The 17,679-nt window shown below is 53.0% G+C and carries 13 protein-coding genes, 1 tRNA gene and 1 other annotated feature; of the genes, 8 read left to right on the top strand and 6 right to left on the bottom strand.

Annotation, left to right across the window (positions count from 1 at the left end):
• Positions 1 to 20: 20 nt before the first annotated feature.
• From NOS26_RS04820 to NOS26_RS04805, 4 genes are all read right to left on the bottom strand, one after another.
• Positions 21 to 95: transfer RNA gene (locus tag NOS26_RS04820), tRNA-Gly, on the bottom strand.
• Between the two features lie 265 nt (positions 96 to 360).
• A complete protein-coding gene (locus NOS26_RS04815) occupies positions 361 to 1,212 on the bottom strand; it encodes a LarC family nickel insertion protein (protein WP_014015633.1) in 852 nt (283 codons plus the stop codon).
• A 12-nt stretch (positions 1,213 to 1,224) separates the two neighbouring features.
• Positions 1,225 to 2,226 carry a nicotinate-nucleotide--dimethylbenzimidazole phosphoribosyltransferase gene (locus tag NOS26_RS04810; RefSeq protein ID WP_014015632.1) on the bottom strand — a complete coding sequence of 334 codons (1,002 nt, stop codon included), beginning with the start codon at positions 2,224 to 2,226 and terminating at the stop codon, positions 1,225 to 1,227.
• Between the two features lie 168 nt (positions 2,227 to 2,394).
• A complete protein-coding gene (locus tag NOS26_RS04805; protein WP_027895381.1) occupies positions 2,395 to 3,492 on the bottom strand; it encodes an iron-containing alcohol dehydrogenase family protein in 1,098 nt (365 codons plus the stop codon).
• Between the two features lie 433 nt (positions 3,493 to 3,925).
• On the opposite strand from NOS26_RS04805, the gene NOS26_RS04800 reads away from it, so the two are divergent.
• The 8 genes from NOS26_RS04800 (at position 3,926) to NOS26_RS04765 (ending at position 14,967) form a co-directional block, all read left to right on the top strand.
• Complete coding sequence (locus NOS26_RS04800; RefSeq protein WP_072983089.1) at positions 3,926 to 5,803, top strand: carbon starvation protein A; 1,878 nt, start codon at positions 3,926 to 3,928, stop codon at positions 5,801 to 5,803.
• A gap of 425 nt (positions 5,804 to 6,228) precedes the next feature.
• Positions 6,229 to 8,106 (top strand): carbon starvation protein A, encoded by a 1,878-nt coding sequence (locus NOS26_RS04795; RefSeq protein WP_022497078.1) that lies wholly within the window; start codon positions 6,229 to 6,231, stop codon positions 8,104 to 8,106.
• A 388-nt stretch (positions 8,107 to 8,494) separates the two neighbouring features.
• Positions 8,495 to 8,736: a binding site (T-box leader), on the top strand.
• Positions 8,737 to 8,829: 93 nt separating this feature from the next.
• On the top strand, positions 8,830 to 9,840 hold the full coding sequence (gene ilvC / locus NOS26_RS04790; RefSeq protein WP_072983091.1) for a ketol-acid reductoisomerase: 1,011 nt from the start codon (positions 8,830 to 8,832) through the stop codon (positions 9,838 to 9,840).
• A 132-nt stretch (positions 9,841 to 9,972) separates the two neighbouring features.
• Complete coding sequence (gene ilvB / locus NOS26_RS04785; RefSeq protein ID WP_074787341.1) at positions 9,973 to 11,670, top strand: biosynthetic-type acetolactate synthase large subunit; 1,698 nt, start codon at positions 9,973 to 9,975, stop codon at positions 11,668 to 11,670.
• On the top strand, positions 11,670 to 12,173 hold the full coding sequence (ilvN, locus tag NOS26_RS04780; protein WP_022497076.1) for an acetolactate synthase small subunit: 504 nt from the start codon (positions 11,670 to 11,672) through the stop codon (positions 12,171 to 12,173). The genes ilvB and ilvN overlap by 1 nt, the downstream gene beginning before the upstream one ends.
• A gap of 112 nt (positions 12,174 to 12,285) precedes the next feature.
• Positions 12,286 to 13,602 (top strand): hypothetical protein, encoded by a 1,317-nt coding sequence (locus tag NOS26_RS04775; protein WP_072983096.1) that lies wholly within the window; start codon positions 12,286 to 12,288, stop codon positions 13,600 to 13,602.
• Between the two features lie 19 nt (positions 13,603 to 13,621).
• Positions 13,622 to 14,830 carry a GHKL domain-containing protein gene (locus NOS26_RS04770; protein ID WP_072983099.1) on the top strand — a complete coding sequence of 403 codons (1,209 nt, stop codon included), beginning with the start codon at positions 13,622 to 13,624 and terminating at the stop codon, positions 14,828 to 14,830.
• A 26-nt stretch (positions 14,831 to 14,856) separates the two neighbouring features.
• Positions 14,857 to 14,967 carry a hypothetical protein gene (locus NOS26_RS04765; RefSeq protein ID WP_143073065.1) on the top strand — a complete coding sequence of 37 codons (111 nt, stop codon included), beginning with the start codon at positions 14,857 to 14,859 and terminating at the stop codon, positions 14,965 to 14,967.
• Between the two features lie 162 nt (positions 14,968 to 15,129).
• On the opposite strand, the gene NOS26_RS04760 is transcribed toward NOS26_RS04765, so the two are convergent.
• Both NOS26_RS04760 and NOS26_RS04755 read right to left on the bottom strand, forming a co-directional pair.
• Entirely contained in the window at positions 15,130 to 16,029 is a 900-nt protein-coding gene (locus tag NOS26_RS04760; RefSeq protein ID WP_072983101.1) for a radical SAM protein, read from the bottom strand.
• A gap of 244 nt (positions 16,030 to 16,273) precedes the next feature.
• Positions 16,274 to 17,665, bottom strand: coding sequence for an FAD-binding oxidoreductase (locus NOS26_RS04755; RefSeq protein ID WP_072983104.1), 1,392 nt, complete (start codon positions 17,663 to 17,665; stop codon positions 16,274 to 16,276).
• Positions 17,666 to 17,679: the final 14 nt, after the last annotated feature.

Raw genomic sequence — 17,679 nt, 5'->3', positions numbered from 1 at the left:
CAATAGCTTCCCGAAGGAAATGGAGCGGAAAACGAGACTCGAACTCGCGACCCCCACCTTGGCAAGGTGATGCTCTACCACTGAGCTACTTCCGCATGACGACTTGTTAAGTATATCACATCGGGATTGATATGTCAACGCTGTATTCCGGCGGGCCTTGCGCCCGTCACAGTACTTGATTATAATACCATGACGTCAGAGATTTGTCAAGAAAAAAATGCTGGCCGCATATGCGGTCAGCATTTTTTCTGTAGGGGACGCCTAGAGGGCGTCCCGCCATGGCAGCGGAATCAGGCGGGCCGCCCTTTGGGATGGCCCCTATGATGAACGGCGAACGATAAACGATAAACGACGAACGAACTACGAAATATCTTCCGCCTGTCCGATGAAGCCGCGGACTACGTTGGGGATGGTCAGGTCTTTCGTACCAGCCCCGTAAGCTACGGTATCATAAACGAAATCTTTCGGGCGGACGCCGGCATGGGCCAGGACTTTCACTAAGGCCGCGCCGGTCGGCGTGACCAGTTCTCCTTTGATGTCCGTAGCGTACCAGGGAATCCCGGCCAGGAGTTCCGCCGTTGCCGGTGCCGGTACGGGCATGATACCGTGCGCGCAGCGGACAAAGCCGCTTCCCGCATGGATAGGCGATGCGGCAACCTGTTCGATGCCCAAATACTTCAAGCACCACACCGTACCGACGATGTCCAGGATGCAGTCGATAGCGCCGACTTCATGGAAATGGATCTGGTCGACCGGCACGCCGTGTACCTTGGCTTCGGCTTCAGCCAGGGCCTGGAAGACGGCCAGGCTCTTGGCCTTGATATCTTCATCGATAGGGGCGCTTTCGATGATCTTCGTGATTTCCGGCAGGCCCCGGTGCTGATGGTGGTGATGATGGCCTGTCGTATCGACGAGGTGGCCCTGCCCTTCATCATGATGCTCAGGGTGTTCATGATGGGCGTGTTCATGGCCGTCATGGTCATGATGATGGTGATGTTCGTGGCCATGACCTTCTGATTCGAGGAGAACATTATAATAGATAGATTGGATTCCCAGCTTATTGACGCTGCGGCATACGAGATCATAACCCGTCAGATTCAGCGAAGCCATGGCCTGTTTAAAGGCTTCAAAGGGTACGCCGGCCTGGATGAGCATACCGATGAACATGTTGCCGCTGATGCCGGAAAAACAATCAAGATATAAAGTTTTCATGGAAATCACTCCTCACTTTAAATTTTCATTCATCATCTGGACCGATGCGTCGAGCATGGTCAGTCCCATGGCCGAACCCATGCCCTGGTCGAGGTTCTGGTCCATTTCGACAAAAGGCTTGAGGCCCAGCTTTTTCATCTGCATCTGATGGACCGGTTCCAGATAACGGGCCGAAGCACAGACATAATCATCGATTGTCGGGCATAAGGCGCGGGCGATGAGGACGGCCGAACCCGTAACAGCATTGTCGAAGATGACGAGCAGCTTACGTTGGGCCGCCGAAAGGATGAAGCCGACCATGGCAGCGATGTCCGGAGCCCCGGCGCGGCGCAGGAGGTCCAGCGGATCGGACGCATCGAAGTGGCGCTGGTCGATGATTTGCTTTAATTTCTCTAATTTCTGACCAGACTTCATGTGTTCCGGCAATTCTTCCAGCTGATCCCGGAAAAAGACAGCCGTCAAAATGAAAGCCGTCAGCAAGCCCCGTTCGCCGAGGTTCCCCAAGCCTACAGCCGTATAGCCTTCATCGGCCAGATTCTGGCCGATCTGGAGGCCGCTGAAAAGGGCATCCATCATTTCATCTTCGCTCATGGCATCCTGGCGGGCCCAAAAATGGCTCCCGTGCATGACTTTGAGGTCCTGGACGCCTTGGGATTCGGGAATGTCTTCTTCCAGTCCCATGTCGAGGAGCATGACGCCGGCGCCGATGCGGTGAGCCACCTTATTGATGGGTCCCCGGCCCGTAGCGATTTCCAGGGCATCGGCCTTGCTGTTCTTGCCGTTAGTCTTGTTTTCCCCGCCATCGACAGCATGGTCGGCAGCAAAGACGACGACGGCTTTCTGCAATTTTTCCGGATGCAGCGTCCCTTGGACGCCGGCGATACGGCCGGCCAGGTAGGACAACTTGCTGTCCTGACGAATCGTCAAGCTGGCCAGGCGCTGGTAGCACTCTGCCGTCTTCGCCAAATCCATCGGTTCGATGGCACTGATGATTTGTTCTAATACTTGATCCATAATCCCCTCCGTAAAAGAGTTGAAAAGGAGCTGTCGCAATAAGACAGCTCCTTTTCGAGTTTGTAGTTTATAGTTTTTAGTTCTTTTACTGCAAACTACAAGCTCTATTCTACAAACTATATCTTATATAAAATTCATTATACACGAAAATGTCCAGCATATAAAGTATTATAACGAACGGCCAAATTCGTCTGCATCCATGATGGCCTTTTTGAAGACCTCTTTGGTCATCGGTTCAGGGACGCAGGTCCATTCGGTCAGGGCCGGTGCAGCATCGACGATGGAGTCGACTTCGTCGGCTTTGATGTCGAGGTCAGCCAGGGTCGTCGGATACTGGCACTTCTTATAGAGAGCCGCTACTTGGTCGCGCAGTTCGAACTGCTTGTCGTATGTCAGCAGGACCAGGACGCCAAAGGCGACGATTTCGCCATGGAGATGACCTTCGACGACTTGCGGCAGGACTGTCGAAGCATTGTAGAACATGTGGGCCAGGGACGAATTGTAGTAGTACTCACTACCACCGGTCGTGCAGTTAGAGACGAGGCCCGTACTGATGATAATGTCCAGGACGACCTGCTGCAGGGCATAGGTGATTTTATTGGCCTTGAAATCGTCCAAAGCCTGTTCGCCATACTGCAAGAGCGGTGCCGTGCAAGCCTTGCCGATAGCCCGGCCGAGGAGGACCGTGTGGAAATGTTCAGCTGCACGGCTGGCCAATTCCGATTCACATTCCTTACTCATGGCGTCGCCAATACCAGCCCAGAAGAATTTAAACGGCGAATCGGCAATGATGGCCATATTGATGAAGGTATGGACCGGCGGCTGATCGAGATAATAGTAGCCAGCAAAGGATTTATCGGCCTTGTACATGACTGCCAGGGCTGTCGACGGCGCACAGTTGGAAGCCAATGTCGGGAAGGCAAATAAAGCCTTATCGGCCCGGTCGGCTACGACTTTACACGTATCGATAGCACGGCCGCCGCCGACGCCAAAGATGAGGTCTGCATCCTGGACGGCCTGTTCACGGAGCAGGCGGTCGACGTGTTCATAGGTAGCATCGTCGCCATACCAGAGCACGCCGAGGACTTGCAGATCCGTCTTTGCAATGGCATCGAGGAGCGGCTGTTTGGCTTTTTCCAGGGCCGTCTTGCCGCCGATGATGACGACTTTCTTACCAAAATGCCGGGTAATCTTGCCGATGGCATCATAAGCATGGACGCCAATGGTAAAAGCTGGCAGAACCAGAGTATAGTCAGATTGAGACATGATAAAAACCTCCTGTGATAATGGAAAAAGATGAGTTCAAATGCTATGGTTATTATAGCATTGTCCACTGTCCGTGGCTAGGGTAAAAGGTTTAACTTTTCGATTCGCAATGCCTATGAAAAATCGCTATGTCGGTATTTGTTTATATGACTTTTAGTAATTAAATACATCATTTAGTATGTAAACTAAACATTCATCTCTATATATAGTACGAAAACGCTTACTATAACAAATCGTAATTTAATAATGCATTTTGAGTTATAGTAAATCAGTATACTATGCTGGGTGTACATCTTGCAATTCAGAGAAAGTGCTCTATAATAAGGGAGCGTAATGTAGTGTATACCATTTCCAAGCATTGTACATCGGTATCATTTTGTTTCATACGGAAAGGGTTGCACGCATACTATTTCTCAAAGGAGGTTCTTTTTGTATGAACGGTTTGTATCTCGTTATTATTTCAGCCTTAGTGTTCGTACTGGCTTACCGTTTTTACGGTGCGTTCATCGCTGCCAAAGTCTTGACGCTGAACCAGTACAAAGTCACACCGGCCTTCCGCTTTGAAGACGGTCACGACTACGTACCGACCAACAAGTACGTCGTCTTCGGCCATCACTTCGCCGCTATCGCCGGTGCGGGCCCGCTCGTAGGCCCGGTCATCGCCGCCCAGTTCGGTTATCTGCCCGGCGCCTTATGGATTCTCATCGGTGGTGTCCTCGCCGGTGCTGTCCATGACATGGTCATCCTCTTCTGCTCCATGCGTTACGATGGTAAATCCATCGCCGAAATCGCAAAAGCACAGATTGGCCAGAAGACAGGCGTTGCTACTTCCTTCGCCGTCCTCTTCCTGAATATCCTCTGCATGGCTGGTATGGCCGTCGTTATCGCCAACGCCCTGGCTAACAGCCCGTGGGGTACTTTCACCATCGGCATGACCATTCCTATCGCTATCTTCATCGGCCTCTACATGCAGTTCCTGCGTCCTGGCAAGATCAAGGAAGGCACCATCATCGGCGTCGTCCTCACCTTGCTGGCTGTCGTCGCTGGTCCTGCCGTCCAGGCTTCGCCGACGCTGGCTCCGCTGTTCACGATCAGCCACAACGGCATTTGCATCGCCTTGATCATCTACGGTTTCATCGCAGCTGCCCTTCCGGTATGGCTGCTCCTGGCTCCGCGTGATTACCTCTCTACGTACATGAAAATCGGTACTATCGGTGCCCTGGCTCTGGGCATCCTCGTCGTAGGCCCGCAGATCCAGATGCCGGCAACGACGCAGTTCTGCGCTGGCGGCGGCCCGGTTATCACTGGTGCAGTCCTTCCGTACATCTTCGTTACCATTGCCTGCGGTGCTATTTCTGGTTTCCATTCCATGATTTCCACCGGCACGACGCCGAAGATGCTCATGAACGAACGCTCCATCCTGCCTGTCGGCTATGGTGCTATGGTTACTGAATCTTTCGTTGCTATGATGGCCTTAATTGCAGCCTGCGCCCTCGTACCGAACGATTACTTCGCTATCAACTCGTCGGCTGCACACTTCCAGGCCTTGGGCATCCAGGTCGTCGACCTGCCGCATTTGAACGAAATGGTCGGTGAAAACGTTGCTCATCGTCCGGGCGGTGCTGTTTCCCTGGCTGTCGGCATGGCTTACATCTTCTCGAACCTGCCTGGCCTCGACCACCTCATGAACTACTGGTATCACTTCTGCATCATGTTTGAAGCCCTGTTCATCATGACCATCATCGATGCTGGTACCCGTGTCGGCCGTTACATGCTCCAGGAACTCGTCGGCCATGTATGGCCGAAATTCGGCGACCCGAACTGGAAACCCGGTGCTATCCTCGCATCGGCTTTGATCTGCGCAGCATGGGGTTACCTCGTACTGAACGGCAACTTGTCCACGATTTGGCCGATTTTCGGTGTATCCAACCAGCTGTTGGCTATCATCGCCCTCTCCATTTCGTCGGTTGTCATCTGCTCCATGGGCAAAGCCCGCTACCTATGGGTTACTGGCCTTCCCTGGATTTTCCTGGTCGTCATGATTTTCTGGGCCGACTTCCTGAACATCTTTGAAATCTACCTTCCGAAAGGTGAATGGACGATGTTCACAGTCTCCATCATCATGGCTGTCCTGGTCATCATCGTAGCTATCGGTGCTATCCGTAGATGCATCTACCTGGCTAAGACCGTACCGGCCAGCTACGATACGACAGAAACTGTCGAAGCAGAAGAACTTAAACATCTCCAGGAACTCGTTAAAACGGATAAAGCCGCTCAGCGTTTCCAGGAACTGACGATTGCTCATCACTAAGAGCGAGTATAAAAAGGCTTGTCGCGTATGCGGCAAGCCTTTTTTAGTGGCTAGTGGCTAGTGGCTAGCGGTTCGTGCGAGAGCCCCTACGAACCACGAATCACGAGCCACTTTCAATAATGCATAAAGTGCATTATTGCCCATTGATAATATATTCAAAATTCCCTTTACGCAAGGAAAATAGCTATTTTATAACGTTTCATTATATTTATTATGAATTTTATTCATGCTATTTATGTAATCTTTACTATAAGTAACTTGAATTTTCCCTTCCTTTGTCCTATAGTAAATGTATAAGTACAGTGTATACTTTATTTCTCGTGCGATACACAATTCATATTATACCCATAAGGAATAAGTATAGCTTCGGATCCGTGGGAAGTAGAGTAACCCTACACACAATTTTATAAAGGAGGGATTGTTTTATGAATGGTTTGTATTTAGTTATCATCTCTGCATTAGTATTCGTACTGGCCTACCGTTTCTATGGCGCTTTCATTGCCGCCAAAGTCTTGACGGTCAACCAGTACAAGGTCACACCGGCCTTCCGCTTCGAAGACGGTCACGACTACGTGCCGACCAATAAGTACGTCGTCTTCGGCCATCACTTCGCCGCTATCGCCGGTGCCGGCCCGCTCGTAGGCCCGGTCATTGCCGCTCAGTTCGGTTATCTGCCCGGCGCCTTATGGATTCTCATCGGTGGGGTCCTCGCCGGTGCCGTCCACGACATGGTCATCCTCTTCTGCTCCATGCGTTATGATGGCAAGTCCATCGCTGAAATCGCAAAAGCCCAAATCGGTGACAAAACTGGTCTGGCAACGTCCTTTGCCGTCTTGTTCCTCAACATCCTGGCCATGGCCGGCATGGCCGTCGTCATCGTCAACGCCCTGCACGACAGCCCTTGGGGTACATTTACGATCGGCATGACCATCCCTATCGCCATCTTCATCGGCCTCTACATGCAGTTCCTGCGTCCTGGCCGCATTAAAGAAGGCACCATCATCGGTGTCGCCCTGACTTTGCTGGCCGTCGTCCTTGGCCCGGCCGTCCAGGCTTCGCCGACGCTGGCACCGCTGTTTACGATCAGCGCCAAAGGCATTTCCATCGCCCTCATCATTTACGGCTTCGTAGCTGCCGCCCTTCCGGTATGGCTGCTCCTGGCTCCCCGTGATTATCTTTCGACATACATGAAGATTGGTACCATCGGCGCCCTGGCCATCGGCATCATCATCGTCGGCCCGACAGTCCAGATGCCGGCTATCACCCAGTTCTGCGCTGGCGGCGGCCCGGTCATCACCGGCCCTGTCCTGCCGTATATCTTCATCACCATCGCCTGCGGTGCTGTTTCCGGCTTCCACTGCATGATTTCTACCGGCACGACGCCGAAGATGCTCATGAACGAACGCTCCATCCTGCCTGTTGGCTACGGCGCTATGCTGACGGAATCCTTCGTCGGCATGATGGCTCTGATCGCAGCCTGCTCGCTCGTACCGAACGACTATTTCGCTATCAACTCGTCGGCTGAACATTTCCAGGCCCTGGGCATCCAGGTCGTCGACCTGCCCCAGCTGAATGCCATGGTCGGTGAAAACGTCGCCCATCGTCCTGGCGGTGCCGTTTCCCTGGCTGTCGGCATGGCCTTCATCTTCTCCAACATCCCCGGCCTCGACCACCTCATGAACTACTGGTATCACTTCTGCATCATGTTTGAAGCCCTGTTCATCATGACCATCATCGATGCGGGTACCCGTGTTGGCCGTTACATGCTCCAGGAACTCATTGGCCGCGTATGGCCGAAGTTCGGCGATCCCCATTGGCTGCCTGGCGCTATCATCGCATCGGCTCTGATTTCCGGCGCATGGGGTTACATCGTCCTCCAAGGGAACTTGTCCACTATCTGGCCTATCTTCGGGGTATCCAACCAGCTGCTGGCCATCATCACCCTGGCTATCTCGACAGTTGTCATCTGCTCCATGGGTAAAGCCCGCTTTGCCTGGGTCACGGTTATCCCCTGGGTTTTCCTGACCGTCGTTATCTTCTGGGCTGATTACCTCAACATGTTCAACATCTACCTGCCCAAGCAGGAATGGCTTCTCTTCATCGTATCGGCCATCATGGCCCTCTTGGTCATCATCGTCAGCATCTCCTCTATCAGAAGATGCCTGTACCTGGCTAAGACCGTACCGCCTAGCTACGATACAACTGAAACCGTAGAAGCAGAAGAACTGAAACACCTGGAAGAACTCATCAAGACCGACCCGGTCGCCAAACGCTTCAAAGAACTTACAGTAGATCATCATTAGAAAAAAGGCTTGTCGCACAGCGGCAAGCCCTTTTTGAGTTTGAAGTTTGAAGTTGAAAGTTTGATGTGGAGGGGACAAAATTTAAAAGCCATCGCCTCAAACATCATACATCAAACCTCAAACATTTAAGAAAAAGGGCCCCTGCATGATGGCAGAAGCCTTCGTGCGACAACCCCTTTTTAGGTTGTTCGTTGTTCGTGGCTAGGGGCTAGGGGTTAGGGGCTGACTGCTGACTGCTAATCCCTAACTGCTAAAACGTCTTACCTAATCATTTAACGTTTAACCTGTTTTATTTTTAAAATTTTATTGCAATATGTCTTGACATCGGTCTCCAAATTGCGTACAATGTGTTCAAGCTTCAAGGAACAAGCCGTGAAGCGAAATATTTGTAAATCTAATGACGAGAGAAAGTAGTCTGGACCATTGCTTTCCAGAGAGCTGGCGGCCGGTGCGAGCCAGTACGGTGATACAGATGAAGCTCCTCTCCGAAGATCGACGCTGAACTTTATTAGGCGCCGACGGCATTTCACCGTTACCAGAAACGCGTATGTTGGTACGTTGTAGAGAGTCCGGCTGCAGTAATGCACCGGGAATCAGGGTGGTATCGCGGAATTATACTCCGTCCCTTACAGAAGGGGCGGAGTTTTTTTGTTGGCCTCTTTTGACAAATCTCTAAATCCCAACGATAAAATTTTTATTTTATTCCAAAGGAGATATGTTATCATGGCAAAAGTATTTTATGATCAGGATGTAAACTGGGATGTAATGAAAGGCAAAAAAGTCGCAATCATCGGTTATGGCAGCCAGGGCCATGCCCATGCGTTGAACCTCAAAGACAGCGGCATCGACGTCGTCGTCGGCTTGTATGAAGGCAGCAAATCCATCGCTAAAGCCAAAGAAGCCGGCCTTGAAGTTAAATCCGTTCCTGAAGCTGTAAAAGACGCAGATATCACGATGATCTTGATTCCGGACGAAAAACAGGCTGACGTCTATGCAAAAGAAATCGCTCCGAACTTGAAAGACGGCAGCGCTCTTGCTTTTGCTCACGGCTTCAACGTTCACTTCAAACAGATCGTTCCTCCTTCCACAGTCGACGTCTTCATGGTCGCTCCGAAAGGCCCGGGCCACCTCGTTCGCCGTACTTTCACAGAAGGCGGCGGTGTTCCTGACGTATTCGCTGTCGAACAGGACGCTACGGGCAAAGCTTTCGATATCGCTTTGGCTTACGCCCGCGGCATCGGCGGCACGCGTGCCGGCGTCATCCAGACGACCTTCCAGGAAGAAACGGAAACAGACCTCTTCGGTGAACAGGCAGTCCTCTGCGGCGGCATCTGCCAGTTGATCACCAACGGTTTCGAAACCCTCTGCGAAGCTGGTTATCAGCCGGAAATCGCTTACTTTGAAACCTTCCATGAAATGAAATTGATCGTCGACCTCATGTATGAAGGCGGCATGGCCAAGATGCGCAAATCCATCAGCGACACGGCTGAATACGGCGACTACACCGCTGGTCCGCGCGTCATCACACAGGATTCCAAGAAAGCCATGAAAGACGTCTTGACCGACATCCAGACCGGTGCTTTCGCTAAAGATTGGCTCCTGGAAAACAAAGCCGGCGGCCGCGCTCACTTCCTCGCTATGCGCCGTCAGCACGCTGAACATCCGATTGAAAAAGTCGGCGCTAAACTCCGCGACATGATGCCGTGGCTCCACAACAACGACCAGAACGACTAAGACATAGTTTGAAGTTTGATGTTTGGAGTTTGAAGTAAGTTTCAACATCAAACTTCAAGCATCAAACTCAAGAATATAATTGATAGTAATTAACTTTTCTGCAAGTATGAGTAAGGCTAGAGGTGAATGATGATGAGAATGACAGGTGCAAGGGCTGTGTTGGAATGTTTGAAGCGGGAAGGCGTCGACGTCGTCTTCGGCTATCCCGGAGGGGCTATCCTGCCGCTATACGAAGAAATGTATAAAGACAACTTCCGGCACATCCTTACCGGTCATGAACAAGGTGCGGTCCACGCTGCCGACGGTTACGCCCGCGTTACCGGCCGACCCGGCGTCTGCATCGCCACCTCCGGGCCTGGGATCTGCAACATGGTTACAGGCATTGCCACAGCCAATATGGATTCTATCCCCATGGTCATCATCAGCGGCCAGGTCCCAACGGGCCTCATCGGCCGCGACTCCTTCCAGGAAGCGGATATTTCCGGCATTACGTCGCCCATTACCAAGCACAATTACCTGGTAAAGAATGCCGCTTCTATCCCGCGTGTCCTGAAAGAAGCCTTTTACATTGCGTCGACAGGCCGTCCCGGACCTGTCCTCATCGACATCGCCAAGGATGCCCTGGAAGCAGAAATCGACTTCGAGTATCCCGACACGGTCCACCTGCCCGGATACAGAGTAGAAAGCAAAGGGCAGACCTATGACATAGACCGGGCCGTCGCCATAATCCGCAACAGCCAGAAACCGGTCTTCCTCGTCGGCGGCGGCGTCATCTTGTCGGAAACGACGAAGTATCTCGAAGACATCGTCGATACGACAAAGATTCCCGTCGTCACGACCCTCATGGGCAAAGGAGCCCTGCCAGACTCCCATCCGCTCCACTTGGGGATGGGCGGTATGCACGGCGCTTACGCATCGAACAAAGCCATTTCCGGCTGCGACCTGCTCATCGCTTTAGGCGCCCGCTTTGACGAACGCCTGACCAGCCGGGCCGATACGTTCGCCCCCAATGCCCAGATCATCCATTTTGAAATCGATGATGTCGAAATCGACAAGATCATCGACATCGACTTAGGCGTCAAAGGCGACCTCCGCTGGTCCCTGCCTATTTTCGCTCAGAAATTGAAAGAAGGCTCCTTCGATTACGAAACGGCCTTCTCTGAATGGCGTCAGCACGTCCTGACCCTGAAGAAAGACCACCCCTTCGCGACGCCGCCGCGTCCAGGCTGCATTTCACCCCAGTCAATTTTCGCCGCCGTCCGGGCCATTACCCGCGATGACGACACCGTAGCCATTACCGACGTCGGCCAGCATCAGATGTGGGCCGCCCAATTCTTCACGACAGACGAGCCGAAGCACTTCATCACTTCTGGCGGACTGGGCACGATGGGCTTCGGCCTGCCAGCTGCGGCAGGAGCTAAAGTCGCCTGTCCTGACAAAACAGTTGTCCTCTTTTCCGGTGACGGCAGCATCCTCATGAATTGCCAGGAATTTGCGACGTTATCCCAGTACGACATCGACGTCAAGGTCATCGTCTTGCACAACGATACGCTGGGCATGATCGTCCAGCTCCAGGACTTCTTCTACGACCAGCATTATTCCCAATGCCGGCTCAATAAGAAAAAGGATTTGCCTATGCTCGCCGAATCGATGGGGGTCAAAGGGTACCACATTGAAAAACAGGATGAGTTAATCCCCATCCTGACCGAGGCTTTCGCCCACCAGGGGCCGGCCTTGATCGATATCCGCATCTCTAAGGACGAACGGGTCTACCCGACCGTTCCTAGCGGCAAAGCACTGAGTGACATGATTTTAGGAGGTGACGCCTGATGAGAAAACAGCATCTGGCTATTTTGTCCGACAACAAACCGGGCGTATTGACACATATTGCCGGCCTGATCAGCCGTAAGGCCATCAACATCGAATCGTTGACCGTCGGTTATACGGAAGAACCGGATGTGTCACGCTTCAACATCGTCATCAGCATCGAAGACGACAAAGAATTGAAGCAGACCATCAGCCAGCTGGCCAAGCTCATCGACGTCATCAAGATCATCAACCTCGATGAAGCGCCTTTCATCAGCTACGAACTGGCCATGATCAAGGTCCGCTACGACACGCCGCAGGTCCGCGACGAACTGGCGAGCCTGGCCAATCTGTTCCACGCCAAAGTCGTCGACGTAAACTTGAATTCACTCATCCTCCGCGTCACAGGGCGTGAAGACCACGTCAATGCCCTCATCAAGGTCTTGACTCCTTATGAAATATTAGAAATCGCCCGGACCGGGACCATTTCCCTCTCACGAGGACTCGTCCCCGTCAAGGCGATGTGAAAAAAGAGGCTGCCGCATCTGCGGCAGCTTTTTTTGTGAATACTATCACCTATCTTGATGCCTATATGGTATAATTATCGTATATCATTATAACTCCAAGAGGTGTCTGTCTATGGATTTCGCTGCGGCAATGGTACTCGCTGGAATGATATCCTTTGTACCGCCTACGATTGTGCTTTATCTGGCTTTGAGCCCGGCCCTGTCAAAGCAGGAACGCCGCTATACGGCCTGGTCCTTCGCTATTATTTTGATACTCGAAACGATTCTTTATCTCTATTTCTTTCATATCGGCATGTTCAAAATGGAGTGGCTCTCTTTCAAGAAGATGCTGCTTACCTACTGGCCGCCGCTTCTTTTGGCGACTTTTATCATTTCTCAGCCTTATTTCTACCAGAATCTCTTTGTTGCCGGCATGGAGGGCCTGTATATTTCCTTTCTCCACACGACATGTATGAGCGTGACCATGGTTTTCATCACGAAAGGCGAATTCCTGGACTACTGCGTCCTCTATTTATTCGCCTATTCCCTCGTCTACGTGATTTCGGCACCGCTGCTGCTGAAGTTCTTCCGGGACCTCTTCTTTAAATATCGGACTTTCTCGATGCTGGCCTTCTGGAAATACGCCGCCTGGATACCGATTTTGATCAGCACCTATTCCGCCGTCCTCGCCCTGCGCCCGGGCCCCCTGCCGGAAGACAACATGATTTCCCGTGTCTTCCAGGCCCTTTCGGGTATCTTCATGGCCGTCATCATGTATACCGGCACGCGCCAGATGTCCCATCAGGTCCATACCCAACAGAAATCGCATCTTCTGGGCGCCCAGATGGAAGCCCTCAGCGACTACACGGGCCTTTTACAGGAAATGCAGAAGCGCATGTCCATCTTCCGCCACGACAGCCGCCATCAGCTGCGCCTCCTTTCGGAACTGATCCAGCAGGGCGACGACGAGGCAGCCCTGACCTTCCTCGATACGCTGCATACGGAGCTCCAGGAAACACAGCTGCAGAAGTGGACGAAGAATAAATTCATCAATACTGCCGTCTCGCCGGGACTGGAACGGATGCGCCGCGCAGGCTTTGACGTCACGGTCAGCCTGCCCTTACCGCAAAGCCTGCCTTTTGAAATCGATTTGGGCAGCCTCATGGCCAAAGCCATCCAGATTTTAGAACAGGCCCTGGAAAAGCAGCCCGAAAATCACCGCATTTTCTTTATGGGCAGCCACCGAACGCACGACAGCCTGATTATCATCGTCAAACACTGGATTGCCGAAGACGATGCTGCCGAGGATACCGACTTCCTGCGGTACGAGCCGTATGGCCAGATTGTCCCGGCCCTCAATGCTTTTTCTACAGCTTACGACGCATCCTTCCGCTACGACCTGAAAGAACACATGGTCAGCCTGTACTTGACCATTCCTTATTCTGACTGAGAGGAGGTGCCCGACGCCCATGCTTTATGATATTATGACGGTCATTATCATTACCTTGTCGATTATGCCGCCGGCCATGCTGCAGTACTATGCCTTCGAACCGCTGCTGACAGAACGGAAAAAGCGCCTCGTCCTGGGTGGCTATGCCGTTATTTTACTCGCAGAGCTTTTCTTTTTGCTCTATATGATTCCCTTCGGCCCGTGGAGCCACAGCTACAGCTTTTATAAAAAGCTCTTCACCGTCATCTGGATTCCCCACTTCATCTGGGCCGTCGCCGTCATCCGGCCCTTTCTCTTCCGTCATCTCTACGTCTTTTCCGTGCGCGCGACGCTGACGATTTTCATCCATACCGTACTGGCCCTCCTCTTGCTGGCCTTTTTCCAGGATGAAAGCCGCCCTGTCCTCTCACGTATCATCTATCCGGCACAGTTCTTTTTCTATACCCTCTGCTTCACGGCGGCCATCCCCTGGCTGCGCCGCTATTTTAATGAAATCTTCGTCAAATACTATGAGATCAGTACGCATAAATATTGGAAATACGTTTCTCTCCTGCCCCTTTTCCTGATTCTCGACATGTACCTCACCATGGCGACGTCGGACATCCTGATGATGGACAAAATGCTCCTGCCCCGTACCTTCCTGATGCTGGCCCTGATTCTCCTCGCCTTCAGCATCCGCGCCGGCTTCCGCCAGGCAGACATCCTCATCAAAAACTACGAACGCAGCAACACGATGACCGCCCAGATTCAGACCAGCCGTGCCTATACGCGTTCTCTCCTCCAGTCGCAGGAAGAAATGAAAGAAATCTATAAAAAGCGCAATGGTCTCCTGGAAGAGCTGCGGGTCCTCATCGCTTCCCATGAACGCCAAAAAGCGCTGCACCTGATTGAAGACATCGGTACCGCGCTCAATAAGACGAAACGCCGCCAGTACTGCCAGAACACGCTGGTCAATGCCGCCCTGGCAACGTATCTTACCAGAGCCGAGGAGCTGAAGATTCCCGTCACGGCCCACATCGTCGTGCCTCAGGAAAGAGCCGGCCTCAGCTTGGACATGTCCATCGTCCTTTCGAACCTCATCGAAAATGCCATTCACGCCAGTGAAAAACAGCCGAAAGGCCAGCAGGCCATTTCCCTGCTCACCCTTTACCAGGGCGACATCCTCAGCGTCCTCGTCAAGAACCGCTACGACGGCAAGTCATCCTCGACGACCAGGGCCTGCCCGTAACCAAAGCGAAAGGCCACGGCATCGGCATGAAATCCCTCGACCACTTCCGTCAGACCTACGACGCCAGCGTCCTCTGCACCTACGAAGACGGCTGGTTCTCAACCTACATCCGCGTGCCCTGGGGCGGCGCAGCATGAAAAATTTCTCTGCCATCGGGCAATCCATTTTATCATGTCGTTTGTCGTGAAGGTTTGATTTTTGTAGGGGCGACCGTGTGGGGCGCCCGCGCGAATCTCGTGAATAGCCTCATCCTGTATTTGCGCGAAATTTCGACGAACGCCAAACGAACTACGAAACGCCTACACCCCCGTCCCGTCGAAGGCGGGGATGAAAGCCTCGCTGGCGCTGTCCTTTTCCTGGACGAATCCATCTTCGATGCCGCTGTCGAAAAGGTACTGTTCCGCCTCATCGTACTCTTCGTCCGTCAGGCGCCGATTGATTTCCGGATAGTCCCCAGCCCGACCACAGGGCACGTACTGGCGCATCAAACTGAACAAGACCTGGCCGTCAGCGAAATGGTCCCGCACCCAGTCGATGACAGCTTTTGTATTGTCCAGGCAGCCCGGCAAAATGAGGTGACGGATGACGACGCCCTTCTGGAGGATGCCGTCGTCGTCCATTTCATACGGGCCGACCTGGTCGTACATGTGCAGGATAGCTTCTGTTGCGACCTGGGGATAATCTTCAGCCGCACTGTAGCGCTTAGCCAGGGCCGGATCGAGGTATTTCAAATCGGGCAGATAAATCTGGACCTTGCCCTTGAAAGCGTCGATGGTCGCCGTCGTTTCATAGCCGCCGCAGTTATAGACAACAGGCACGGGCAGGGGCTCTGCCAGACTTTCGAGGATGGCCTTCTTGTACGGCGTCGGCGTAACGAGGTTGATGTTATGGGCGCCCTTTTCGATGAGCTCGCCGTAGATATCCCGCAGGCGCGCCGCCGTAATCGGCACGCCCGTACCGCCCATGGAAATCGTCGTATTCTGGCAAAAACAGCAGCGCAGATTGCAGCCTGTAAAAAAGACGGCTCCCGAACCGCGGGAACCGCTGATGCACGGCTCTTCCCACTCATGCAGGGCCGCCCGGGCCACAACAGGCTGGAGCGGACTGTGGCAAAAACCGGGCAGTACCTGTCCTTCCTGCCGCACTTCTGCCCGCACGACGCCGCACTGGCGCGGACAGTCATTACAAATATATTCCATTTGATTTCCCTCCTGCAAGAAGTTATTTGACGAAAAACAAAATTACAAGTATAATTAAGTCAAAAATAAAAAAGGCGTGCTGACAAACGGTCGCTTCCTCATTTCACGGAATAACCGCCAAAGTTTGGAGAGCTGGGGCGGTTATTTTTTAACGACCGCCTGCCGTTCAGCAACGCCTTACGTTGATTATAACACTATCGTTACAAAAAAGTCCAACATGCATTTATGTTGGGCTTTTTCATTTTTATAACAATTTCCCAGGATTCAAGATACATTTAGGATCCCAAGCTTTTTTCAGGGCCTTCATCAATTCCAGGGCCACGGGGTCTGTGTATTTGGCGAAGAGGGCTTTGCGGGACTGGCCGATGCCGTGTTCACCGGAGATGGCGCCGCCCATTTCGTAGACAGCCGCGCAGGCCTGGTCTTCGAAAGCTGTGATTTTTGCCTTTTCATCGGCTTCGTCGGCAAAGCCCCGGCGCAGGACGTCGAGGTGGATATTGCCGTCGCCGGCGTGGCTGACGCCACGGAAGACGACGCCCGTCTGCGCGCCGATAGCTTTCAGCGACTGCAGAAGGTCTTCCAGCTTATCCGGCGGCACGACGAAATCTTCCATGGCCGCTACCGGGCATTCCGCTGCCGACGCTTCCGTAAAGGCCTTTCTCGCCTTCCAGACCTTGTCGGCATCGGCCATGAAGACTTCCACGGCACCGAGGCTGCGGCAGAGTTCATCAGCCGTGACGCAGTCTTCATCGAGGGTATCTTCGTTCTTGCCATCGAGCTGGATAATCATATAGGCGCCGCCCTCTGGACAGGGCTGCTTTTCCTTGAGCCAGTCCTGGACGACGGCGATGACGTCATAATCCATAAATTCCAGGCACGTCGGCGTGATACCGGCTTTCGGCAGGGCCGTGACCAGGGAAAGGGCCTTTGCAGGCGCCGGGAAGACAGCCAGGAGATTGGCCGTGCACGGCGGCAAAGGCACGAGTTTCAGCGTCAGCTTGGTGATGATGCCCAGCGTCCCTTCGGAACCGATGACGATTTTTTCCAAAGGATAACCGGCAGTCATCTTGTGCAAGCGCTTGCCGAGATGGGCGATTTTCCCTGTCGGCGTGACGACTTCGATGGCATAGATTTGATCCCGCGTCGTCCCGTATTTGACGGCCCGGTTGCCGCCGGCATTGGTCGCCCCGTTGCCGCCGATACAGCAGCAGTCGCCGCTGCAAGGGTCGCCGGCATAGAGCATTCCCCGCTTGCGGGCTTCTTCCTGGATGACAGCCGTAATGACACCGGCTTCGACAGTCATATACATGGCGTCTTCATTGATTTCCAAGATGCGGTCCATCCGTTCCGTACTGACCATGATGCCGCCGCGGCTATCGGCAACGGCACCGCCTTCCAGGCCCGTCCCGGTCCCCCTGGGAATGAGGGGGATGACAACGTCATTGGCCAGGCGGACTACGGCCGCCAGTTCTTCTGTCGTCGCCGGCAAGACGACGACATCGGGCAGACAAGGCTGGCCCGTCCCTTCATCCTGACCGTAGGGAATCCGTTTATCCCTTTCGGTCCAGACATATTTCTCACCGGCAATCTGCTGCAAAGCCGCTACGACTTCCGGCGTTACCTGATTATACTCCATGATACACTTCTTTC

The sequence above is a fragment of the Megasphaera sp. SC8-1 genome (assembly GCF_024436295.1).
Classification (GTDB): Bacteria; Bacillota; Negativicutes; order Veillonellales; family Megasphaeraceae; genus Megasphaera; species Megasphaera elsdenii.
This window is presented reverse-complemented; position numbering and strand designations above follow the sequence as displayed.

Excerpts from the sequence above, each read along its gene's own strand:
- NOS26_RS04815 (WP_014015633.1), bottom strand. The coding sequence starts at position 1,212 with ATGAAAACTTTATATCTTGATTGTTTTTCCGGCATCAGCGGCAACATG.
- NOS26_RS04810 (WP_014015632.1), bottom strand. The coding sequence starts at position 2,226 with ATGGATCAAGTATTAGAACAAATCATCAGTGCCATCGAACCGATGGAT.
- NOS26_RS04805 (WP_027895381.1), bottom strand. The coding sequence starts at position 3,492 with ATGTCTCAATCTGACTATACTCTGGTTCTGCCAGCTTTTACCATTGGC.
- NOS26_RS04800 (WP_072983089.1), top strand. The coding sequence starts at position 3,926 with ATGAACGGTTTGTATCTCGTTATTATTTCAGCCTTAGTGTTCGTACTG.
- NOS26_RS04795 (WP_022497078.1), top strand. The coding sequence starts at position 6,229 with ATGAATGGTTTGTATTTAGTTATCATCTCTGCATTAGTATTCGTACTG.
- ilvC (WP_072983091.1), top strand. The coding sequence starts at position 8,830 with ATGGCAAAAGTATTTTATGATCAGGATGTAAACTGGGATGTAATGAAA.
- ilvB (WP_074787341.1), top strand. The coding sequence starts at position 9,973 with ATGAGAATGACAGGTGCAAGGGCTGTGTTGGAATGTTTGAAGCGGGAA.
- ilvN (WP_022497076.1), top strand. The coding sequence starts at position 11,670 with ATGAGAAAACAGCATCTGGCTATTTTGTCCGACAACAAACCGGGCGTA.
- NOS26_RS04775 (WP_072983096.1), top strand. The coding sequence starts at position 12,286 with ATGGATTTCGCTGCGGCAATGGTACTCGCTGGAATGATATCCTTTGTA.
- NOS26_RS04770 (WP_072983099.1), top strand. The coding sequence starts at position 13,622 with ATGCTTTATGATATTATGACGGTCATTATCATTACCTTGTCGATTATG.
- NOS26_RS04765 (WP_143073065.1), top strand. The coding sequence starts at position 14,857 with ATGAAATCCCTCGACCACTTCCGTCAGACCTACGACGCCAGCGTCCTC.
- NOS26_RS04760 (WP_072983101.1), bottom strand. The coding sequence starts at position 16,029 with ATGGAATATATTTGTAATGACTGTCCGCGCCAGTGCGGCGTCGTGCGG.
- NOS26_RS04755 (WP_072983104.1), bottom strand. The coding sequence starts at position 17,665 with ATGGAGTATAATCAGGTAACGCCGGAAGTCGTAGCGGCTTTGCAGCAG.